Origin of the sequence: Paenibacillus sp. FSL H7-0323, from assembly GCF_038002725.1 — a bacterium.
Classification (GTDB): domain Bacteria; phylum Bacillota; class Bacilli; order Paenibacillales; family Paenibacillaceae; genus Paenibacillus_AQ; species Paenibacillus_AQ odorifer.
Genome location: NZ_JBBODB010000001.1, coordinates 2576429 through 2598919, shown reverse-complemented (window position 1 = coordinate 2598919; position 22491 = coordinate 2576429). Strand labels below are relative to the sequence as shown.

General features: G+C 44.9%; 18 protein-coding genes and 1 tRNA gene. 14 read left to right on the top strand and 5 right to left on the bottom strand.

Going from position 1 to position 22491, the window contains the following annotated elements; genetic code table 11:
* Positions 1 to 1965 carry a WG repeat-containing protein gene (locus tag MHH89_RS11845; protein WP_341087188.1) on the top strand — a complete coding sequence of 655 codons (1965 nt, stop codon included), beginning with the start codon at positions 1 to 3 and terminating at the stop codon, positions 1963 to 1965.
* A 312-nt stretch (positions 1966 to 2277) separates the two neighbouring features.
* Positions 2278 to 2994: a CAP domain-containing protein gene (locus MHH89_RS11840; RefSeq protein WP_341087186.1), complete on the top strand. Its 717-nt coding sequence runs from the start codon at positions 2278 to 2280 to the stop codon at positions 2992 to 2994.
* Positions 2995 to 3127: 133 nt separating this feature from the next.
* Here MHH89_RS11840 and MHH89_RS11835 read toward each other — a convergent pair.
* Positions 3128 to 3200: transfer RNA gene (locus MHH89_RS11835), tRNA-Lys, on the bottom strand.
* Between the two features lie 239 nt (positions 3201 to 3439).
* Between MHH89_RS11835 and MHH89_RS11830 the strand changes: the two genes are divergently transcribed.
* From MHH89_RS11830 to MHH89_RS11805, 6 genes are all read left to right on the top strand, one after another.
* Positions 3440 to 4279 carry a GDSL-type esterase/lipase family protein gene (locus MHH89_RS11830; protein ID WP_076281445.1) on the top strand — a complete coding sequence of 280 codons (840 nt, stop codon included), beginning with the start codon at positions 3440 to 3442 and terminating at the stop codon, positions 4277 to 4279.
* Positions 4280 to 4381: 102 nt separating this feature from the next.
* Positions 4382 to 5362, top strand: coding sequence for an ABC transporter ATP-binding protein (locus tag MHH89_RS11825; protein WP_341087185.1), 981 nt, complete (start codon positions 4382 to 4384; stop codon positions 5360 to 5362).
* Complete coding sequence (locus tag MHH89_RS11820; protein WP_036685819.1) at positions 5355 to 6344, top strand: ABC transporter permease; 990 nt, start codon at positions 5355 to 5357, stop codon at positions 6342 to 6344. Before MHH89_RS11825 ends, MHH89_RS11820 begins: the two co-directional genes overlap by 8 nt.
* A gap of 169 nt (positions 6345 to 6513) precedes the next feature.
* On the top strand, positions 6514 to 8496 hold the full coding sequence (parE, locus tag MHH89_RS11815; protein WP_076127597.1) for a DNA topoisomerase IV subunit B: 1983 nt from the start codon (positions 6514 to 6516) through the stop codon (positions 8494 to 8496).
* Positions 8497 to 8673: 177 nt separating this feature from the next.
* On the top strand, positions 8674 to 11115 hold the full coding sequence (gene gyrA / locus MHH89_RS11810; RefSeq protein WP_076127599.1) for a DNA gyrase subunit A: 2442 nt from the start codon (positions 8674 to 8676) through the stop codon (positions 11113 to 11115).
* A gap of 192 nt (positions 11116 to 11307) precedes the next feature.
* Complete coding sequence (locus tag MHH89_RS11805) at positions 11308 to 11739, top strand: MarR family winged helix-turn-helix transcriptional regulator (protein ID WP_076127601.1); 432 nt, start codon at positions 11308 to 11310, stop codon at positions 11737 to 11739.
* Between the two features lie 737 nt (positions 11740 to 12476).
* On the opposite strand, the gene MHH89_RS11800 is transcribed toward MHH89_RS11805, so the two are convergent.
* Both MHH89_RS11800 and MHH89_RS11795 read right to left on the bottom strand, forming a co-directional pair.
* Positions 12477 to 13223: an RluA family pseudouridine synthase gene (locus MHH89_RS11800; protein ID WP_076219226.1), complete on the bottom strand. Its 747-nt coding sequence runs from the start codon at positions 13221 to 13223 to the stop codon at positions 12477 to 12479.
* Between the two features lie 3 nt (positions 13224 to 13226).
* Positions 13227 to 14090 carry a class I SAM-dependent methyltransferase gene (locus MHH89_RS11795; RefSeq protein ID WP_036685718.1) on the bottom strand — a complete coding sequence of 288 codons (864 nt, stop codon included), beginning with the start codon at positions 14088 to 14090 and terminating at the stop codon, positions 13227 to 13229.
* A gap of 231 nt (positions 14091 to 14321) precedes the next feature.
* Here MHH89_RS11795 and MHH89_RS11790 point away from each other — a divergent pair, with 231 nt between their 5' ends.
* The 4 genes from MHH89_RS11790 to MHH89_RS11775 all read left to right on the top strand — a co-directional run bounded on the left by MHH89_RS11790 (position 14322) and on the right by MHH89_RS11775 (position 16995).
* Positions 14322 to 15152, top strand: coding sequence for an AraC family transcriptional regulator (locus MHH89_RS11790; RefSeq protein ID WP_076278319.1), 831 nt, complete (start codon positions 14322 to 14324; stop codon positions 15150 to 15152).
* An 85-nt stretch (positions 15153 to 15237) separates the two neighbouring features.
* Positions 15238 to 15603, top strand: a complete 366-nt coding sequence (locus tag MHH89_RS11785) for a VOC family protein (protein ID WP_076306207.1) — start codon at positions 15238 to 15240, stop codon at positions 15601 to 15603.
* Between the two features lie 170 nt (positions 15604 to 15773).
* Positions 15774 to 16226 carry a flavodoxin gene (locus MHH89_RS11780; RefSeq protein WP_341087183.1) on the top strand — a complete coding sequence of 151 codons (453 nt, stop codon included), beginning with the start codon at positions 15774 to 15776 and terminating at the stop codon, positions 16224 to 16226.
* A gap of 1 nt (position 16227) precedes the next feature.
* Positions 16228 to 16995, top strand: coding sequence for a hypothetical protein (locus MHH89_RS11775; RefSeq protein ID WP_076281448.1), 768 nt, complete (start codon positions 16228 to 16230; stop codon positions 16993 to 16995).
* Between the two features lie 94 nt (positions 16996 to 17089).
* On the opposite strand, the gene MHH89_RS11770 is transcribed toward MHH89_RS11775, so the two are convergent.
* Together MHH89_RS11770 and MHH89_RS11765 are read right to left on the bottom strand one after the other, a co-directional pair.
* The gene (locus tag MHH89_RS11770) at positions 17090 to 17935 is read right to left on the bottom strand and encodes a GNAT family N-acetyltransferase (RefSeq protein WP_076127613.1); all 846 of its coding nucleotides are present in this window, start codon (positions 17933 to 17935) and stop codon (positions 17090 to 17092) included.
* Positions 17936 to 18016: 81 nt separating this feature from the next.
* A complete protein-coding gene (locus MHH89_RS11765; protein ID WP_036685732.1) occupies positions 18017 to 18310 on the bottom strand; it encodes a GNAT family N-acetyltransferase in 294 nt (97 codons plus the stop codon).
* Positions 18311 to 19600: 1290 nt separating this feature from the next.
* Here MHH89_RS11765 and MHH89_RS11760 point away from each other — a divergent pair.
* The gene (locus MHH89_RS11760; protein WP_340394149.1) at positions 19601 to 20503 is read left to right on the top strand and encodes an ArsR/SmtB family transcription factor; all 903 of its coding nucleotides are present in this window, start codon (positions 19601 to 19603) and stop codon (positions 20501 to 20503) included.
* A gap of 234 nt (positions 20504 to 20737) precedes the next feature.
* Complete coding sequence (locus MHH89_RS11755) at positions 20738 to 22486, top strand: ABC transporter substrate-binding protein (protein ID WP_312151065.1); 1749 nt, start codon at positions 20738 to 20740, stop codon at positions 22484 to 22486.
* Positions 22487 to 22491 lie beyond the last annotated feature (5 nt).

Below are 22491 nucleotides of genomic sequence, written 5' to 3'. Positions count from 1 at the left end.
ATGTTAAGGATTAGGTTGAATGAGCTGGGGAAAGGGAATGACAATGGTCTGATACAGGCGGATGTTTGGAAATGGGATGGCATTGGCTGGAACGAATATATTACTCAGCAGGATGAGGATTTCATACGCACGGAAGAGGAGTTATTCGTCACGATTCCGGCAGAAGCGGGATTATATCGTGTAGATTACTCTAATAAGCCTTTTGAGGCGCCATACTTATTGCCGGAGTGGGTGGGGGACGATCTGCGGACCACGGGTCTGCATCCGGCGCCGTTTAATCTCAAAGAGGGCACACTTTGGGGATATATTAATGACGAAGGCCGTGTTCAGATTGAACCCCGGTACGAATATGCTGAGGATTTTCAGAAGAACGGTCTTGCCGTAGTTCAGCGAAAAAATAGCAGCGGGCTCATTGACAGCACTGGAAGAGAACGAGTGAAGCCGATCTATTCATTTATTGCGCCTTTTTCGGAAGAGCGCGCGGTCGTGTCGGATGCTAAGGGGTACACTTTTATTGATGAAAAAGGCAAAGAAGTGACGTCCGCCCGGTATGATTATTTGAACTCATTACATGAGGGGCGAGCACTATTTTCAAAACAAAATACGACCGGCGGCCAATCGCTATATGGATATGTGGACGCGCAAGGCAAAGAGGTGCTACCCGCGATTTATGTAGATGCCAATGATTTTATGAACGGCGTGGCTTTGGTTAAAATCAAAGAAGGAGAGTATGCGCTCATCGATCCGGATGGGAACATTCTGCATACGTATAACCATCCTTTCGTTGGAAGTCCGGGAGAAGGTTTGCTAGCCTATCAAGCGACTGAAAACGGTAAATATGGCTATTTAAATACGGATGGTTCTGTAGCTATTCAGCCGCAATTCACCTCTGCTTTACCTTTTTCAGAGGGACGTGCGGTGGTGAATACCGCTGAAAATTATGGCAACGCCTACGGGCTGATTGATAAACAAGGAAAAATGATCATCCCGGCAAAATATTATGAAGTATTGCAGCTAGGTGAAGGCAGAGTAGCCATAGGAACGCCTGTATTCCCCAGCCAGCCTTATCGCGGATCACGTTACGTAATTGCAGATGCGAAAACGGGAGCGGTCCTGAGCAATCACACCCTGCTTGGCGTGAACAATTACCAGGAGGGATTGGCGTCTGTATTTGATGCTAAAGATACCTATTTTATCGATAGAAGTGGAAAAAAGGCAGCCCAGCCCCCAGTTATTCCAGGGGCAGGAACACTCACCCTTAGCGGACGTTTGATAAGAGCAGATGTAGATCAACGCACATCTTATTATGATCGGCAGGGAAAGCAGGTTTGGCGCCAAAATGGAGTCATTCCGCTGAGACCTCCCTATTCCGTAATGGAGAAGAAATACAAACCGAACAGGGATTATCTGGTGTATTATCCGGTCGTTGAGGGGATTGCAAGTGCGGAAGTTTCGCGAGAGGTTAACGATAAGCTGCGCAAGCTATCCCTTGCTGAAGACGTTGGGAGTGGAGGGGTTTCCCAGGACTTTAGTTATAATGGTGATTTTTCAGTCTCTTTCTTCCGTAAAAACCTGCTGGTGCTGGAGCTGACCGGGTATCGTTTTCCTTTTGGAGCAGCACATGGAATGCCTACCAAAATCTATCCGCATATTAATTTGCGCAGCGGCAGGTTCTATAAGCTGGGGGACTTGTTCAAGCCAGGCAGCAGATATGTGGAGAAGCTCAGTAAAATTGTGGGCAAACAGATCGAGAACGATCCACAATATTCATATGTTTTTCCGGATACGTATAAAGGAATTACCTCGGATCAGCCCTTCTTTGTAGATAATGAAGCGTTGTATCTATATTTCGCACCTTATGAGATCGCTCCGTATTCTGCAGGTTTTCCAACCTTCCGGATTCCTTATGCGGAAATCATGGGATTGATCTCTACGGAGGGCGAGTTCTGGCAATCGTTCCATTAATCGTCAGGTATCCATAGGTTTGCTGAAGTTGCCGTCCTTTCGGGGAGGGCGACTTTTTTTGCTTTTTCTCGCTTTTTTTCGCGAATAACAGGTAAAATGGTATTTTTAGGCAGGAAAACAGCGGAAGAAAGCGAATGTATCTAGGAATCGGAAATCTTACAGTCAAGACTATTATATGTAAAAAATTAGAAGCGCACATTTGAGAGATTTATGCTACAATGACTGAGGAACAAATTACAACTTTGTAACATTTGTAGATGGTCACTCTAGGCAGAAGCATATATTACACGCAAGAAAAAAGGAGATGGCAGATTGAAGAACAAGACATTAAAAGCAATCATCGGTGGTAGCGTGGCAGCTGTTATGGCACTTAGTATTTCTCTTCCATTGGAAGCAAATGCGGCATCGAATGAATCGACAGTAACAATAAAAGGCACAAGTTATGAGCAAATATTACAATATTTTAAACAAGCTAATCTTGAGGGATTCCCTTTTTCGAATAGCACAATCGTGGTGACTAAGCCGCAAACTGGAACAGTACCAAACAAAGACAACACGACCACAACTACAACTACAAAACCGGTTACAAAGCCAGCAGACACAACTACTGTAACTAAGCCAACAGATAATATAACTACAACAGGTGCTGTGAGTAATAAAGGAACCTATGTTCAGCAAATCGTAACGCTGGTAAACAAAGAACGTGCAGCAGCTGGTTTGTCACCTGTAGCTGGATTGGACAGCCTGCACAAAGTTGCCGCTACAAAAGCTACAGATATGCGTTCGAATAACTATTTCTCACATACTTCACCTACGTATGGTTCACCTTTTGATATGATGAAATCCTTTGGCATCACTTATAAAGCCGCAGGTGAGAATATCGCAATGGGACAAAAAACACCAGAGGAAGTAATGAAGGCATGGATGAATAGTCCAGGTCACCGCGCTAATATTTTGAATGCTAACTTCAATTATATCGGTGTAGGCTATGATAATAATTACTGGGTTCAAGAGTTTATTGGTAAATAATACGAGTAGATGCTTCAGGAAGAAATCGTTCTCCGATGTAAGTCGGGGAGCGGTTTTTTTTGTGTGGTGAAGATTAAAAATGCAACAAAAAAAGAAGCAAGGAACTTGTCCTTACTTCTTCTGTCTAGCTCTATGGGTTATGCAGGGGTCGAACCTGCGACCTGCCGATTAAGAGTCGGCTGCTCTACCAGCTAAGCTAATAACCCGTAATGTCTAAAGAGTCAACGGTGAATATTATATAATGGCATTAATTAAAAAGCCAGTATTTTTTTATTTTCAAAAAAGCCCACACTCGTTCCTCGGCAAAAACACTGTAGCAGCGGGATTTTTTTCTTTGCTAGACATTTGCAAAACTTGTATGGAAGAATTATGTTTATGTAACATAGTTAAGATCTTTGTAAATTGTGGAACAATACATAATAGAACGGCATACGGAGGGATAGCTTTGAAGGATTCGAAATGGACATGGCGCAGCGTCAGCTTGATTTCCATAGTAACAACTATAGTTTTGATGGTTGGTTTAGTTTATGCGGTTAAAGATATTATCTATCCGGTCGGAGAGGTTACCGAGAGCAGCTTGCCTCAGCAAACAGCCGCACCGGTGACGGAGACCGTCAAGCTCCTCAAAATTGTTGCGCTCGGGGATTCGCTTACCAAGGGGACCGGTGATAACACCGGAGAAGGGTTTGTTAAGCGTACGGTTACTGGTTTATCCGCAAAAGGTGTCACAGTAGACTTTTTAGGCAATATGGGGATTAACGGGTTGACTACTGCGGGGCTGTTAAGCAAACTGAACGAAGATGGTGTGGAGTATGCCTTGCGCATGTCGAATGTTGTTCTGCTATCCGTCGGAGGAAATGATCTGTTTAAGGATTCGGATATTCTTGAGAATAATGGGGCGCAACAGGGCAACACAACTTCATCAACCTCTGGGCAGGAGCTGACTCCAGAGTCTTTATTAGCCGCTCTGCCAGAAGCAGCAGCTAGACTGGAGAAGATTCTCGATAAAATCTCACAGATCAATCCGAATGCGCAAGTTTACTATATGGGGCTGTATAATCCCTTTGGCGATATTCCAGAATTACTGGCACCAGGCAATCAAGCGGTAACGAAGTGGAATCATACGGCAATGGATATTATTAATGAGCATAGCAACATGACCTTGGTTCCTACGTTTGACTTGTTTAACAGACATTTGGACAAGTATCTATCCACCGATCATTTTCATCCTAATGGTGATGGCTATCAGCGAATCGGAGAACGGTTCATACAGGCTGTGCAGTAGTATATAGGTGAGTGTTAAATTTTGCAGTAAGATCATGTAGGTAAATGCCCTTTGAGCAAGTACAAACCGAGAAAATGACAGTCACAAGGAGCTAAATTAAATATGACAAAAGCGAATAGTGAAGACTCCGGCACAGTCGTCTTGTCTGTGGACGGGGTACGTAAAAAAATAGGACGAAAATGGATTATAGATGATGTCACTTTCGATGTGAGAAAAGGGGAGATTTTCGGCTTTCTCGGGCCTAATGGGGCTGGGAAGACGACCACGATCCGCATGCTTGTGGATTTGATTCGACCTACTGAGGGCAAGATTACAGTATGTGGGTACAATATGAACCGAAATCCGGAAAAAGCATTGCAATATGTAGGCTCTATCGTTGAGAATCCTGAGGTATATACCTATTTGACCGGGTGGGAGAATTTGCAGCATTTTGCCCGGATGCAGCCTGGCGTAGACAATGAACGTATTAGCGAAGTGGTAGATATTGTTCGATTAGATCAGCGGATACATGATAAGGTAAGTACATACTCGCTTGGGATGAGACAACGATTAGGCATTGCGCAGGCGCTGTTGGGACGTCCACGGCTGCTTATTTTGGACGAGCCGACGAATGGACTTGACCCTAAAGGCATTAAAGAGCTGCGAGAATTCATTCGCAAGCTGGCGGATGAAGGGCTGGCGGTGTTCGTATCGAGCCATCTGCTTAGTGAAATTCAGCTTCTTTGCGACCGTGTAGCGATTATTAGTAAAGGGCGTGTATTGGCAGTAGGTGCGGTAGATGAGCTGATCGCTCGTAATTCGCCGTATGTACTTTGGGAGCTGGAGCCTTTTGCTGAGGCCCGGGAAATGCTGGCTGATCGTTCAGATATTCAAATTCAGAAACTGGAAGACGTCACATTAGATGACTCAGTTATTGCCGGGATGGGCCCCAATTCTTTAATAACGATCATGGATCAGGATCTGATCCCCGAGATTGTGGCCGTAATGGTTACTGCTGAAATCGAGGTGAGGGCTGTGCATAAAATTAATCCGACACTGGAACAGCTATTCTTGAAACTAACGGAGGGTGAGAATGTTGAGTAACTTGCTTCCGCTAATCCGTAATGAGTGCTTGAAGATTATAAAAAAGAAACGGTTTTATGTTATACTGCTGATTCTGATTGTACTGGTGCCTATGTTCACCTATGCACAGATGCGTTCAGCCGAACGGAGTCGGGAGAAATTTAATTCCGATTGGCGGCTTGAGATCCAGCAGCAGATTATCGATAATCAAAATTCACTGGGCAGTGACCGGATTCCAGAGGAATGGAAGACTTATCGGCGAATATTTGTACAACAGCTTCAGTATTATCTTCACCATGACGTTAATCCGAATGAACCTAGCGGGGTTACCTTTACCCGTGAATTTATGGATAATTCGGTTACATTATTTATTCCGTTGCTCATTATGGCGGTGGCCTCAGATTTGGTCTCGGCCGAAAGGACAACCGGAACTATCAAAATGCTGTTGACTAGGCCGGTCAAGCGTTGGAAGGTGCTTTTTAGCAAAATGACAGCACTGCTAATGTTTGTTTCGCTTATCGTACTTTCCACATTTGCAATCAGTTACTTTATCTCTGGTCTCGCCTTTGGTTTTAAGGGTTTTAACATTCCTGTTTTTACAGGCTTTAAAATCAGTGGTGATTCGCTAGATATGTCTACTGTACATGCAGTGCCCCAGTGGAAATATATGCTTATGCAAGGTGGTTTGATTTGGTTCGTCAGCGTAGTGGTTGCACTGCTCGCGTTCATGATCTCGGTGCTTGTTCGTAGTACTGCGGCGAGTATAGTAGTTATGATGGCAGCGCTGATTGCAGGTAGTATACTGACCAATATGGCCTCTGCCTGGACAACAGCGAAATATTTATTTATGGTAAATCTTGGACTGACCAGCTATTTGTCTGGTACTCCCGCCCCCATTGAAGGGATGTCCTTGTCATTTTCCATGGCTGTGCTGGCTGTATGGGGGGCCGCTTCGGTGATCATTTCATTCGCCGTCTTTACGAAAAGGGATATTTTGAATTAGAATGAACAAAGTGACCAAAACGTTTGTTTGCATTTCTTAGAAATATAGGAGAGTATAATTTCACGATATATTCTATCCTTAGGTTTTTGGCAGTAACGGATACCGTTCTTAACATAAAGGACGGCCAAGCCGTTTCTTCTTAGTATAGAGAAAAGAAGGAGGAGCATGAATGCTCGAACAGATCGATATGTTTGCTGAAGTTTCTAATAACGGCGAGAATGGCCGTACTGGATACGATGCTGACGACATTCAAGTGCTCGAAGGTCTGGTTGCAGTACGCAAACGACCTGGCATGTATATCGGCAGTACGAGTTCTTCAGGACTACATCATTTAGTATGGGAAATCGTAGATAATGCCGTAGATGAGCATTTAGCCAAGTATTGTACAAAGATTGACATACTGCTTCGCAAGGATGGCTCGGTAACCGTTAGCGATAATGGACGGGGGATCCCAACTGGAATGCATAAGACAGGGGTACCTACCCCGCAAGTTGTATTTACAATTTTGCATGCGGGCGGTAAGTTCGGTGGATCGGGTTATAAAAAATCAGGCGGTTTGCATGGCGTAGGGGCTTCTGTCACAAACGCTTTGTCTGAATGGCTCGAAGTAGAGATTTATCGTGAGGGCAAAATCCATCGGCAGCGGTTTGAGTACTGGGTGGACAAGAAGGGCAAGGAGCATGTTGGCGAACCTGTAACTGGTCTTGAAGTTCTGGGTAACACCAATAAAACGGGTTCGAAAATTACTTTCAAGCCAGATATTCGTGTCTTCCCAAATGGAATTGCTCTGAATTATGACACGCTGGCAGAGCGGGTTCAGGAGATTGCTTTTCTGAATTCCGGTCTGCGTATTACACTGCAAGATGAGCGGAGCAACCGTCAGGATGAGTTCTTTTATGAAGGTGGAGCCAGTCAATTTGTGCAGTTCCTCAACGAAGGTAAGGATGTTCTCCATGATGTTATTCATTTCAGTGCAGAAAAGGATGATATCGAGGTAGAAGTAGCTCTGCAATACAACGGAGGCTACACAGAAACCTTGGCTTCCTTCGTAAACTCCATTCCAACTCGCAGCGGAGGCACACATGAGACCGGCTTTAAAACTGCGTACACTCGTGTATTAAATGAATATGCCCGCCGCACGCAATTGCTTAAAGAAAAAGATAAAAACCTGGAAGGTAATGATCTGCGGGAAGGCATGATGGCTGTCATCAGTGTAAAAATGTCCGAGGTTGAATTTGTTGGACAGACGAAGGATCAGCTTGGCAGTGCTTCCGCCCGTAGTGCAGTAGATTATATCGTTTCTGAAAATATGGCGCGTTTCTTGGAAGAAAATCCACAAGTTGCGCAGAGCCTTCTGAAGAAATCGATTCAAGCGTCGAAAGCGCGGGAAGCGGCACGTAAAGCCCGCGATGAGATCCGCACAGGCAAGAAACGCAGCGAAAGCTCGAATCTTGGCGGTAAGCTGTCTCCTGCACAATCAAAGGACGTTACACGTACGGAGCTGTTTATCGTGGAAGGTGATTCCGCCGGTGGTTCAGCTAAGCAAGGCCGTGACTCTAAGATTCAAGCGATATTGCCGCTAAAAGGTAAACCGATGAATCCGGAGAAAGCTAAGCTGCTGGACATCCTGAAGAACGACGAGTATAAAGCAATTATTTCTACAATAGGTGCTGGAATTGGTCCGGATTTCACCGTCGAAGACAGCAATTATTCTAAAATTATCATTATGACCGATGCCGATACCGATGGAGCGCATATTCAGGTGCTGCTGCTGACATTTTTCTATCGTTATATGAAGCCTTTATTAGATGCAGGTAAGGTCTTTATCGCTCAGCCTCCGCTTTATAAGTTGACTCGCAAAACGGGTAAGCTGGAGACCGTAAGGTATGCCTGGAGTGATGAAGAGCTGCAAAATTACTTAAAGGAATTCGGCAAAAACTTCGAGCTTCAGCGTTATAAAGGATTGGGCGAGATGAACCCCGATCAGCTGTGGGAGACAACGATGAATCCAGAGTCGCGTACGCTGCTTCAGGTACAGATTGAGGATGCTGCTAAGGCGGAGCGCCGTGTTTCAACACTTATGGGTGACAAAGTCGATCCACGTAAACGCTGGATTGTTGAAAATGTCGATTTCACCGAAATTGTAGAGTAATGTCAGTGCTGCAAGTGACGATAATCCCGATTTTCTAAGAGCTTGGTGATTTATGGGACCTAGGGGATTTTGGAACTGTAGGAGCGATAGTGCCCAGAATTCCAAAAAGCTCTGAAGTACCTGAGAATCACCACACTATTTTAAAATGGGCAGTTTGAGGAACAGAAGGTGAGCAAAGTGAGTAGTTTATCAGAACAATTTTTGCCGGCATTTCTGGAAGAGGTCGTCGGTGACCGCTTTGGTCGGTATTCCAAATATATTATTCAGGACCGGGCAATCCCCGATGTCCGTGATGGACTTAAACCCGTGCAGCGCCGGATTCTTTATGCGATGTACGACTCCGGCAACACCCCTGACAAGCCATACCGCAAGTCAGCCAAAACTGTCGGAGATGTAATGGGTAATTACCATCCACATGGTGACTCCTCTATTTACGATGGTATGGTACGTATGGCACAGCCTTGGAAGATGGGGCATGTGCTAGTTGACGGTCACGGCAACTGGGGCTCCATGGACGATGACCCAGCTGCGGCAATGCGTTATACAGAAGCACGGCTGTCTCCCATTGCAATGGAGATGATGCGTGATATCGAGAAGCGGACGGTCTTGTTTAAAGATAACTTTGACAATACGGCCAAAGAGCCTGTTGTGGTTCCTTCCCGGTATCCGAATCTGCTCGTAAATGGCACGAGTGGGATTTCTGCTGGTTTTGCCACTGAAATTCCGCCACATAATCTGCGTGAAGTAATTGACGCTTGTATCGCAGTGATGCAGAAACCAAATATTGAGCTGGAAGAAATTATGACCTTCATGAAAGGTCCGGATTTCCCTACAGGCGGCACAATTATGGGCGGAGACGGCATCATGGATGCTTACCGCACAGGTAAAGGCCGTATTTACCTGCGCTCCAAAACAGAGATTGAGAATATGCGGGGCGGCAAGCAGCAAATCGTGATCACGGAAGTTCCATTCCAGATTGTAAAATCACGGTTGGTTACTTCCATGGAGAATATTCGGCTGGAGAAAAAGATCGATGGCATTGCCGAGGTTCGTGATGAGAGCGGCCGTGAGGGACTGCGGATTGTAGTCGAACTCAAAAAAGAGGCTGATGCTCAAGGCGTGTTGGCGTATCTGCTCAAAAAAACCGATCTTCAAATCACCTATAACTTCAATATGGTTGCTATTGTTAACAAAGCACCTCAGCAGCTTGGTCTAAAAGCCATCCTGGAAGCTTATATCGCACATCAGCGTGAAGTTGTGACTCATCGCACCCAGTTCGATCTGGAACGCGCTGAAGACCGTGCGCATGTCTTAGAAGGCTTAGTTAAAGCACTGAACATCCTGGATGAGGTTATCGCTGCGATCAAAGCTTCGAAAAATCGTCAGGATGCTCAGAACAATCTCGTATGGATGTTCGGCTTCAGTGAACGCCAAGCCGATTCGATCCTTACTTTGCAATTGTATCGTCTGACCAATCTGGAGATCACTTCACTCCAGAAAGAGTTAGATGAAATGATGGCAAAGATTACACATCTGCGCGGCATTTTGGATAGCGACAAAAAGCTAGTTGCTGTAATTCGTAAGGAACTGCTGGAGATTCGCGATAAATACGGCATTGATCGCCGTTCTCTGATCCAAGGCGAAGTCGAGGAGCTCAAGGTTAGCCTTGAAGCGCTGGTCAATGCGGAGGATGTGCTCGTTGCTCTTTCAGCAGATGGTTATATTAAGCGGACTAGTATGCTTTCCTTCACCCGTTCTGGTGGGGAGCGTCATACCTCAGGCGTCAAAGAAGGCGATCATATCGTCAGGCTGCTGGATGTAAATACCCGTGACAGTCTGCTGGTATTTACCCGCAAGGGGCAATACTTCTTGCTTCCTGTGCACCAGATTCCGGAGTTTAAATGGAAAGAGCCTGGTACAGCGATTGTGAATGTTATTGGATTGTCTAAAGGAGATGGAATCGTTAGTGTGATTCCGGTGAATAATCTAGATGATCCGCAGCAGAGCCTTGTGTTTGTCACCCGTCGGGGTCAGGTGAAGCGTACAGAGCTCAAGGAATACTCTACAAGCCGTTCTGGAGCTGTAGCGGCCTGTAAGGTAGCCGAGGGTGATGAGATCATTACAGTGGCTTCTAGTACGAATGACAAGGACATTGTGCTGGTCACCCGTGAGGGAATGAGTATCCGATTCCATGAGAATGAGGTTAACCCTATGGGTCGCGTTGCATCCGGTGTAAGAGGAATTCAGCTGCGCGAGGGCGACGAGGTGATTTCCTGCTTCTGGGTCAGCGAAGATGAAGGCGAAATCCTTGCTATTTCTGATATTGGTTATGCGAAACGTTCATTACTTGTGGATTATCCATCACAAAGCCGTGGTGGCAAAGGAATGCCAACCTTCGAATTCAAGGAAGGCAAACGAATACGTCCAAATGGCAGCAGGTTAGCAGGGGCTTTCTATTGCAAGGAGCCGTTGGAACTGAATGCCGTTACCCGTGAGAATGCCCACCATACGTTCTCCTCTGAATCAGCGCCGCTGGGCGAGCGTCGTTCTACAGGCAAACAGATTGTAGCTGTGGAGAAAAAGGATGAGATCATAAATCTTTTCCCATCAGTTCATTAAAACTAGCGATTAACAAGTGATTTTATAACGGCGTTTAGTCCGCTCTTTTGGAGGGTTGACTAAGCGTCGTTTTTTATTTTTTTATGCTGAAGGTCTGGCAGATTTATTTTTTCTTCGTTTGCAGGAAATGGAAGTTGTTTCGCGAAAATGTAGATATACCGGATAGAACCGCGAGGAAAGGAAGGAATAAGTGTGCATGCTTCTGAATTCAGTAAAATTTGGCATAAGATTTTAAAAGATTATAAATTACATATGGACAGTAATCTTGCTCCAACGCTGACGGATGCCCAACTTACTGTACTTGAACTGCTTCAGGAACGCGACGCCATGAAGCCTTCTGATCTGGCTCCACATTTGGCGACCAGTCCTGCAGCGGTTACGATGTTACTTGATCGGATGGAGAAACATGAGCTTATTGTGCGGGAAAGAGATGCTTCGGACCGGCGGATTGTATGGGTGAGTATAACGGAGACTGGAATGGAAGAAACTGCACGGGGTCTAAAGATCCGCAGTGATTTTTTTGCGGAAGCGCTTGATCCGATCTCCTCTCATAACCAACAGTTACTGCTCTACTTAATGGGCAAAATGGTTGTTACAACTACACCGGAGGGTTCTACACCTTGAAGCAAATAGCTTGGCTGTATCACTAGTGCATTTAGAGTATGTAGAAGCATTTAGAGTATGTAGAAGCATTTAGAGTATGTAGAAGCATTAGAGTATGTAGAAGCATTTAGAGTATGTAGAAGCGTTTAGAGTATGTAGAAGCGTTTAGAGTGTTTTAGAGCAATTAGAGGCATCTAGATGTATTTAGTTGTATTTTGTACAGCTATTGTTTGCTATTTACTCGAGTGATGAAATATAACTGTATTTTATACAACTATTTTCTTGATTTACTTCTCTTTTTGCAGTTTCCCTGATTTTTAATTGTAAAGAGTACACTTAAAATCCGATCTATTGCTTTTTTATTCGGAATAAGTGTATAGAATGCAGTTATCTTACTTTTCATTTCAGATTCCATCTAGGATCCACTGCTGATCCACTGCTGAACCACTGCTGATCCACCGCTAAACAGAGCGGTTGACCGTTAGCTAAGTTCAGGCTGGAAGGTGGAAAGGATGTTTAATCTCTCAAAATGATGTTTAATCTCGAAGGGATGTTTAATCTCAAAGGGATATTCAATGCCCGGCTGGAAAAATCGGATTAAGCATATCCTGCGGAGCTAGAAGAGCACTCCAACGTGGACCCTCTTCCCATATTCTGTTCAAGTAGCAGACGCAGAAACAAAAACAAGGCAGCGATTCTCCACTAACCGGAGAGTCACTGCCTCGTTTTTATCGTTTCATTGCCTAAAAAGGGCTGCTTCAGGACAGCCCTTCTTGTAGTGTTTCACGCGGCCACAGATCCCAAGGATGGGTTTGTGGGGGCAGAGAGATGAGTTCCACTTCCTCTTTAGTAACAGGATGAGGGAATCCTACAAGTGCTGACCATAACGCAATTTGTTGCCCCGGTCTGTTCACTGAAGCGCCGTACTTCTGATCACCGTATAATGGACAGCCGATCGAACTCAGCTGCACCCGAATTTGGTGGGAACGCCCTGTAAGTAAATCAATCTTAAGCAGGCTGTATCCTTCTGCACTGTCAAGCACTGTGTAATCCAGAATTGCTTCCTTGCCGCCGGGAGTTCCTTTTCGAACCACGGTGACGGTGTTACTCTTTGCGTCTTTAAGCAGCGTATCTGTAAGACGGCCACGAGTGGCTGGCGGTTTACCATGCACGACTGTTAAATACACCTTATGAAAGCCGTGAGTACGGACACTCTCGGATAGTCTTGAAGCCGCTTTGGAAGTCTTGGCAAAAATCATTGCGCCCCCAACCGGTCGATCCAAACGGTGGACCAGACCTATATAGACGTTGCCGGGTTTGTTGAAACGTTCCTTCACATCTTCTTTCAGCAGATTCAGCAGGTCAGGATCGCCTGTTGCATCCTCCTGAACAGGAATATTCACGGGTTTTACAATCCCCAGAAGATGGTTGTCTTCGTATAACACTTCAAAGCGTTGTGATCCGCCGCTTACAGCCTCATTGTTGCCGGAACTATGCTGTGTCATGGCTTACGCCTCCCAGCGACCCAGGATACCACATGGCAGGTTCATGCCGGAGGAGGTGATCGGAAGACCAATTTCGCCGGAGGTAAGTTTTCCGCCATAACGTTTGCCCATGGTCATGGACAACATGTTGCGCAGTACAGTTGGAGAAATTCCAGTGGTGTAGGAATTAATGAGCATGAACAATGGGTTGTCGCTCATAATCTCCATACAGCTCTCAAGGAAAGGGTACAAACTTGATTCAAGCTTCCACATTTCTCCACCAGGTCCTCTTCCGTAAGAAGGAGGGTCCATAATAATCGCGTCATATTTGCTGCCGCGGCGTTGTTCACGTTGTACGAACTTGAATACATCATCCGTGATAAAGCGGACTGGACGTTCTCCAAGACCAGACAGCTGAACGTTTTCTTTCGCCCACTGCACCATACCTTTGGCTGCATCCACGTGAACGACAGACGCACCGGCACTCGCCGCTGCCACAGTAGCTCCACCTGTGTAAGCAAAAAGATTCAGCACTGAGATTGGACGGTTAGCCGCTGCAATCTTGTCCATCATCCAGCTCCAGTTGGCTGCTTGTTCCGGGAATAGTCCTGTATGCTTGAAGTTTGTAGGACGTAAGTGGAATTTTAATTTACCATAGCTAATCTTCCAATCGTCCGGAATGGTTTTTTTCATTTCCCATTGTCCGCCACCAGCGGAGGAACGGTGATAATGTCCGTGCACATCACGCCATTTAGCGGTCTCATTATTTAGAGGCCAAATAATCTGTGGATCAGGACGACGCAAGATAATATCGCCCCAGCGTTCGAGCTTCTCTCCACCGCCTGTATCAATTACTTCATAGTCTTTCCAATCGCTCGCTATATACATGATTTAATCCATCCTTCAAAAAAATTCATTTAGCCTTTATTGTACAACATTTCACCTGATTGCTACAAACAAATTACGCCTCAGCCAGCTTCACCAATTATTTTGTCCAATGCTAATGAAGTGTATAATATTCCCATACTTATGCGGCTATTCAACTGGTGCTTCATGACTTGATTGTGTATGATCAGATAGTAGAGTTCTTACCCTATTTACGATCGGAGAACTAAAGCTATGTTCAATCTCTCACCGCTGTATTTCCCTATAACTGCAAAACCCAACCACACTAGTGAGTTTCTGCCCAGCCATGCCTTGCAGCCGTTTATTCGCTGTTTTTGGGGTTCTGTAGATGTGGAGTCTATACAACAACCTGAGACGGAGACAATAATTCCGGACACCTGTATGGATATTATTTGGGATTTGGATAGAGAATCAGGCAATACAAACACTTTTTTCTCCGGCATTAATGACACTCCATTTGAAGTCTCTTCAGACAGAAAGCCAGGGGGGAGTTCAACCTTTGGTATCCGGTTTCATTTCTGGGCGGTTCATTTTTTTGCAGATGATCATCTGCGGAATGTCTTGAATGCACATGTCGATGTAGAACAATATTTTGGCACTTTTAAAAAAGAGCTTGGTCATCTATTGGAGAAAGTAAACTCGATGGACGAAAGGATTGCAGCCGCTGAAGCCTATCTGCTTCGTCGTTTAGAGCGTAGAGGGCGGACTAACGATCGGATGATGAACGCAGTCTATACTATGGTTAAACAAAAAGGGATTGTGACCGCTGAGGATTTGGAGACCAGTTCTAATTTAAGCAGACGACAACTTGAACGGCTTTTTCAAGAATATATAGGTGTATCGCCCAAAAAAACAGCAGATCTCGTGCGGTTTCAGAATGTATGGCGGGAGATGTGTCATTTACCTGGGCAGACGAAGAATATGCAGGATCTTATTTTCGCGTATGGTTACAGTCACCAGTCCCATTTTATCAATAATTTCAAAAAATATGCAGGAAGAACCCCACTTGAAGCCTTGGTCTATGCAGGCCGAAGAATGTCGTAATTTTGCAATACAAAGCGTGTCAACCTTGTTAGACTAAACCTAAGTAAGAAATGAGACATATTATGAGAATGAGAGGGGACAAGTTATGATTTCGTCTTTTGAAGGGACTAACATTTACACTAAAGATACTGCGGTGTCAGCTAAATTTTATACGGAGGTACTAGGAATTCCTATGCCTTTCGAAGGTTACGGTAATTTCGACGGGGCAAAGCTTGGCTTTGGCAAGAAACAGCCGGGAATTATTATTTGGGATGCTGCAAAATGGGAAAATCTTACGACAGGTTTTGTTAATTTAGTATTCGGCTGTGATAATCTGGATGAGACATACGAGCAGTTGAAAGCTATGGGACTGGATTGTCAGCCACCTGTTACGATGGAATATGGCGGTAAAGAAATGAATTTTCGTGATCCTGATGGGAATCACATAACTTTGCTGGAAGGTGCTTATTAAGCGTCTTTTAAGAAAAATGAGACGGAGCGCAAACCTCAACCGTGTGTAATAACGGGGAGTTTGCGTTTTTTTAACTTTATTTATTGACAATGATAATCATTATCAAATAGAATGAGGTGAAGCGTATATGATTTAAATTTAAGGTGTTAGTAGGGGAGGAACAGGAGTTTATGGCTAGAGTGCTTGTGGCATATGCTAGTTTAACTGGCAACACTGAGGAAATGGCTGAATTGATTGTAGAAGGAATACGCCAAGCAGGCGGTGAGGCTGTTTTGAAGTCAGTCACTGAATGTAATGCGATTGAGATAAAATCATATGAAGGCGTTCTGCTAGGGGCATACACTTGGGGAGACGGAGAGTTGCCGGATGAATCTCTTGATTTCTATGAGGAGATGGATGAACTTGATTTGACTGCTATGAAGTCAGCAGTTTTTGGTAGTGGAGATACAGGCTACGCCATTTATTGTGGGGCAGTGGATGTTATCGAGGAGAAGCTAAAGGAGCGTGGAGCAGTCATTTTGCAAGATAGCCTAAAGATTGAGTATGGCCCGAATGCTGCCGAAAAAGAAGCCTGCCGTCAATTCGGACGTCAATTCATCGAAGCCTGTTTGGCGGTAACCTAAGATGGGTGGGCCAGTGGGAAGTTGGTTTAACAAACCAAGGGATGTACATAGCCCTCCGTATAAACGGCTGCACGATTATCGCATGGAGCATATTATGCTGGGCGGGACTGAGAATTTAGCTAGCGGAGCTCCAGCGACGGGGCTCCCACGCTGGCGTCAGCAGGTTCAATATGCTGTGGGGCATACACTTAATGACTTCTATAGTCTGTTGCCGGAAGTGCGAAGAGAGACACCTATACAATTTCTGTTAGAACGCCGGTGGCCTCCTAGGGGAGATGCTTTTCCCTCCCTTTTGCAATATTGGGATATCAAAACGAGTGTAGCTGATGAGCTTATGCGTATCGTTTCAAGCAATCATCTACAGGAGATTCCAGTGATGTTATATGAACAGTGGCATGTTCCAGTTCCAGCGCTGAATTTGGAGTTATCGATGATTACGCAGCTGGCTTGGAACTCTTCAAAAAGTGGCCGAAGCGTGAACATTCAGAAATTTATGGTTAATGGCAATGAGGATATCATCACTGGATTTATGCATATGGCCAATGTTTTTTGCCATCATGCTTATGGTGAGCCAGCGGAGACCGTGGAAGTTTTCTCGCTGCTGGATGGACGTAAATACTGCTTTGATGGAGAGGCAATCTCGATTATGGAGTCACTGGATTATGTGCGTCTGTTATCCGTATTTCTTGAGCGGGAAGTGTTAGCTGACGGTTCCTTAAGCTGCAGCGATCGTAGAAATGAGAGAGGCGAAGCGAATTATTTACTATAATAAATAGACCTCCTTATCTGCAGGTTAGAACACCAGCAAGTAAGGAGGTCTTATTGTGACTGCTTTATTAAAATCTCAAGAGTAGGTCTGGGGATTAGCCGATATATCGGTAATAATCCTGTTTATTCTGAATGACAAAGCCGCAGCTCTCATACAGCTTAAGTGCATTGGGATTATCCAGTGCGACCTCCAGATTTACACCATTATAATTTTTGCGCTCTCGTTCGATGGTCTGAAGAAGGGCGCTGCGGCCAATGCCAAGCCCACGTAGCTTTTTGTCGACTGTAAATCCATAGATCCAGGATTCATTATCTTCAGTCCACACTCGCATCTTCCCAACAGGCCTGCCGTCCATCTCGATCATAATATTCTCTTGCATACCTTCCTGTTTGTGCAACTCATACTGCTCTGCAGCATCTTCTGTCTTCATATCAAAACCTCCACAATCCAGTTCGACCAGAATGTGTGCCTCTTCTTCACGAGCTGGCCGTAAGACGACAGTCCCTGTTGCTGAGCTGACATCAGATGACACCATGGAATTGCCATCCCATTTCATTTGATATTCAGCGTGATTGAACTGCAGAGGCAAGGTTTGCAGGAAAGCAGTTCCAGATGAAGAAGCGGCGGGTGCATTTAGAAGAAGAGTAGAGACTTTATTGCGCTTGATTATGGTTTGTGCTCGGTTCCACAGAGAGGTGAAGATTCCGCGTCGACGGTAGCCTGGCCGAACCATGCCACAGACCTCCATATCGCTTCCAAAACCATAGAGTCCCAAGAAACCGACCAGTAATTCGTCCTCATAAGTCACGAGCCATTCCGTATCACCTGCGCTTGATGGCTGGCGGAGCATATCCCAATTCAGTTTTAATGAGATTCCTTCATATTGCTCACAGCGTTGTTGTAATTCCTCAATATTCTTAAAAGTGTCGGCAGTCGTCAAACCCGTTTCCCCCTAAAGTGTATTTGAACTATTATAAGTTCGCATAGTTACTAAAAAAGCTTCGCGGAAACGGGAGCAGGTTTAAGCTCTCCCGCCAGTATTCCCGCTCAGCACGTCTTTGTACTCCGGGTGCTTCTCGAATTGATGCGCAGCATAGGAGCACACGGGTACAATTTTTAAATTCTCATTCCGAGCCTTGTCCACAACAGCACGTACAAGCTCTTGTCCAGTACCTTGCCCGCGCAGTTCTTCGGAGACACGGGTGTGGTCAATGACCAATTCCCCGGTTTCTTTATCCAAACTGTATGTGATTTCGGCAAGGTCCTTACCGTCATTAGCAACAAAAAAACGTCCGTTTTCATTTTGAATTTGCATCTTATGGCTTCACTCCTAATTAGTTATTGCCTATATTTTACTACCATGAATTGCAAAAAGCGAGGAGCGAACCAGATTGATTGTTCTTCGGGCTGATTGTTGTTTTCCTTGTTACCCGAGGATCGCTGCACTGCATTTTTGTTCATGTGGGCAACTTGGCTATAGCAGAATATGAGCAAGTGAGAGTTAACTAACCTCAAGTATTTGTTTTGGTAAGCTGGGAACGGTGGAATGCTGGAAGTCTGGAAGTCTGGAATGATGGGAACGCTGGGAACGTTGGAACCCCCGGAACCCCGAACTCCGAACTCTCGCTTGTCCTAATCCTCTGCGGAATCTAACGGACCCAATTGACGCTATTTGCACATTTTTAGTCATTTGAGCAAAGTTTCGGACCCCAGTGCAGCTATTCCTTTGGAATAGGCGCGAAATAGGCATTTATAGTGTCAATAGCGCCCATGGAGTCCGATCGCACGTAAAAAAGAGGATAATACTGCGAATAAGGTCAACTGTGTCCGATAGGTGTCCAATATCGTAGGATCCCAATCCGTCGCAGAAGCTTACGGTCCAGAGTCCTAATCCCCCGCTGATGCTTATGGACCAGAGTCCTGATTTCCCCACTGATGTTTACGGACCCAGCAGACGCTATTCGCACATATTTAGCCTTTTGAGTAAAGTTTCGGACCCCAGTGCAGCTATTCCTTTGGAATAGGCACGAAATAGGCATTTATAGTGTCAATAGCGCCTATGGAGTCCGATAGCACACAAAAAAGGGGATAATACTGCGAATAAGGTCAACTGTGTCCGATAGTGCAGAGTTTTGATCTCCCGCTGGAGATTACGGACCCAGCAGACGCTATTAGCACAAGGTCCACTGAGTCCGATAGAGCAGAGTCTTGATCTCCCGTTGGAGATTACGGACCCAGCAGACGCTATTAGCACAAGGTCAACTGAGTCCGATAGTGCAGAGTCTTGATCTCGCGCTGGAGCTTAAGGATCGAGCAGACGCTATTAGCACAAGGTCCACTGAGTCCGATAGCGCAGAGTCTTGATCTCGCGCTGAAGCCTACGGCAGACGCTATTCGCACAAGCTCTACAGAGTCCGATAGCGTCCACGCTCGCGGAAATGACAGCTAAACCAGTGTGCAATACAGAAAATTCGGTGCTGAAACAGCAGCTAATGAATTTTTATGCACTCCCGTTTATAGAGTAGCTTGCGTATTCTCAGGATAATACAATAAGATTAAGAGAATATCTCACTACTGAAAAGAACCGCTAGCAGGAGGAATCATTGTGGAATACAAGGTTGAGGTTGAATTTGGATCGATTTATGAATTGTTGAACAGCTTACATACTTATCTCTGCAAAAAATCCTATAAGAAGATTGATTTAGGGGTAGCGTGGGCTAATGAAATTGAAAGCACGCTCAGTGAAGAGCTGTTATCCCGTTTGAAAGAAACCGAACTAAACAATGAGTGGAAAATGTTGAATTTGCTCATTTACTGTTGTCCATTTAAAGATGATGTAGACAGTGTGTTGAAATGGATTGAAGGGTTATCGATTGGTGAGTTATATGAGACCTTATCAAAGTATGTAAAGGTATTTCCAAGCCATATGGAGGATTACCGTAACCGCGTAGTATTTTTGCTCTCCGAGTGGAACCGCCAGTACTTTAGCCAATGCAATCCTGCAATTTTGAGCAAACTGCAGCAGCATGCTGACTCGAAGAACATGGAGCTTAATGGACTGGACACTGCGGATTTCGTGAACAAGACGACCAACGGATTTTACTTCATGCCTACGGATGGGCTTAAGAAGCTCGTACTGATTCCACAGTATCATTTTCAGCCTGCTAATATCATTTATTGCTACGGTGAATTAACGATCTGCCATTATGCGGCGTGGATATCGATGGAGAATGAGGAAATCTCCCCTTTTATGTACAGAGCGATCCGTAGTCTGAGTGAAAAAAGTCGGCTAAAAATCCTCCAAGCCCTTAGTGGTGGCCGTAAGACGTTTACCGAAATTGTTAAGCATGCGGGGATCTCGAAGGGGATTGTGCATGATCATATTTTTAATCTTCGTTGTGCAGGTTTACTTCATGCCTATATTGAAGGGGAGAATGTCACCGGATACAGTCTGCGTCTTGAAGGCATTCATCGGATGAATGAGCAGCTATTCGAGTATTTGAAATAATGATTTTTTAAAAATATAACCGCCTGAAAGCCAGGACTTCTCTTATGCAGAGAGGGTTTTGGCTTTTTTTATTTGTTTTAATTATCGCCTAATTCTGTTTATGGAGAATTTTTTTGAAGTTCTCTCTTTACAGAACTAAAAAACCTTTCTATAATGAACATCAGATGTTATTCATACTTAACGGGTAGGAATTATAGTTATTATTCTATTCAGAGAGAAAAGGGAGATAGGTACATGAGAAAAAATGCGATTGTAATCACTTCATTACTGCTTACGGGGTCACTGTTACTTTCTGCTTGCGCTAACAACAGTAATAACGAATCCTCATCCGCAAACAATGCGGCTGCAGGCTCCAATTCAACCAATGTGGAAGCAACCACTGCACCAGAGATCGTTCCTGCGGGTGCTCTAAGCGAACCTTTTACTGCCACGGATTTATCCAAACTTCCAGCGGTGGCCCAGAAACGTACAGATACCATTATCGTCGGGCTTACGGACCCAAGCGGAGCGTTCACTCCTTATTTTCAACAAAGTGGTTATGATGGCAATGTCTCTTCACTGCTATACGCTTCTCTCGTAACTGTTGATGACAAAGGCGTTCCAACGCCGGAACTTGCGGAGAGCTGGGATGTTTCGGATGATCAGCTTACATACACGTTCCACTTGAGAAAAGATTTGAAATTCAGCGACGGTTCACCGTTAACAGCGGATGATGTGGCATTTACATGGACGATCCAATACGACAAATCGTATGACGGTAGCTCCCAGCTTCCATCGCTAAATGTTAAAGGCGGCAAAGCCTATAAGGAAGGTACATCCCCTACAGTTGAGGGCATTAAAGTAATTGATCCACAGACGATCTCAGCAACCCTTGAGCAACCAAACGCAACGGCGCTGGTACAGCTCGGCTCGAATGTACTGTCGAAAGCTTACTATGGCAAGGACTATAAAATTGGAAATCTTGAATACATTAAAAAGCTGCATGAGAAGCCACTTGGCGATGGACCTTACAAGCTGGAGAAATTTATTCCAGGTCAAGAAGTGCGTTTTGTAGCGAATGAGAATTATTTCAAAGGTAAACCAAAGACGGAGCATTTCATCTACAAAACTACGGAAGGCGACGTATGGCAGTTCGTAGAAACTGGTGAAGTGGACTACGCTTCCTTTAGTGCGACAGACGAGAATATCGAGAAGCTGAAAGCACTCGGTTTTGTGAATATTATTCCTTACACTCCAAGCACCTATGGTTACTTGCAAGTTAACCTGAAGCATGAGCAGCTCAAGGATAAGCTTGTACGTCAAGCTATTGTGTACGGTTTGGATCGTCAGAGTATTTATGTGGATGCAGCACAAGGTGCAGGGTCTATTGCCAACATCCCGGCATCGCCGATTTCCTGGTCTTACACTGAGGAAGGTATTAATCCTTACAAATATGATCCGGAAAAAGCAAAACAATTACTCGATGAAGCTGGGTGGACGGTAGGCGCGGGGGGGATCCGTGAAAAAGATGGCAAACCGCTGTCCATCCATTACCTCGGTTCGAAGAGTAAAAACACAGATATTTTCATCGCTGTAGCTAAAGAGAATTTTGAAGCGCTGGGTATCGAATTCCAGCCTGAGGTTTTCGCAGACTTTAACTCACTGGTATCGAAAGTAGAAGGTGGGGACTATGATCTCGTATCCTTCTCCACAAGCATGTTGACTGATCCGTCTGACGGGTTCATGCAATTCTTCGATGGAGAAATCACGGATTATGAAAATCCGAAATTCCTGGAGCTGTACAACAAAGCCTTGGCCACTACTGATATTGAGGCGCGCAAAGCGGTATATAAAGAGCTGTATCAGCTTTTCAATGATGAACTGCCTATTATTTTTACAAGTTATAAAAAGACAGTATACGCCTATAACGGACGTATTGAGAATCTATCGGTCAGCCCGTTCATCGGTCTTGCTGGCAGTCTGCCAACTTGGAGCCTGAAATAAATAAA

What these genes read in the sequence shown, in the direction of transcription:
- MHH89_RS11845 (WP_341087188.1), top strand. Translation starts at nt 1, where the DNA reads ATGTTAAGGATTAGGTTGAATGAGCTGGGGAAAGGGAATGACAATGGT.
- MHH89_RS11825 (WP_341087185.1), top strand. Translation starts at nt 4,382, where the DNA reads ATGACAAAAGCGAATAGTGAAGACTCCGGCACAGTCGTCTTGTCTGTG.
- parE (WP_076127597.1), top strand. Translation starts at nt 6,514, where the DNA reads ATGCTCGAACAGATCGATATGTTTGCTGAAGTTTCTAATAACGGCGAG.
- MHH89_RS11800 (WP_076219226.1), bottom strand. Translation starts at nt 13,223, where the DNA reads ATGACACAGCATAGTTCCGGCAACAATGAGGCTGTAAGCGGCGGATCA.
- MHH89_RS11795 (WP_036685718.1), bottom strand. Translation starts at nt 14,090, where the DNA reads ATGTATATAGCGAGCGATTGGAAAGACTATGAAGTAATTGATACAGGC.
- MHH89_RS11790 (WP_076278319.1), top strand. Translation starts at nt 14,322, where the DNA reads ATGTTCAATCTCTCACCGCTGTATTTCCCTATAACTGCAAAACCCAAC.
- MHH89_RS11785 (WP_076306207.1), top strand. Translation starts at nt 15,238, where the DNA reads ATGATTTCGTCTTTTGAAGGGACTAACATTTACACTAAAGATACTGCG.
- MHH89_RS11780 (WP_341087183.1), top strand. Translation starts at nt 15,774, where the DNA reads ATGGCTAGAGTGCTTGTGGCATATGCTAGTTTAACTGGCAACACTGAG.
- MHH89_RS11775 (WP_076281448.1), top strand. Translation starts at nt 16,228, where the DNA reads ATGGGTGGGCCAGTGGGAAGTTGGTTTAACAAACCAAGGGATGTACAT.
- MHH89_RS11765 (WP_036685732.1), bottom strand. Translation starts at nt 18,310, where the DNA reads ATGCAAATTCAAAATGAAAACGGACGTTTTTTTGTTGCTAATGACGGT.
- MHH89_RS11755 (WP_312151065.1), top strand. Translation starts at nt 20,738, where the DNA reads ATGAGAAAAAATGCGATTGTAATCACTTCATTACTGCTTACGGGGTCA.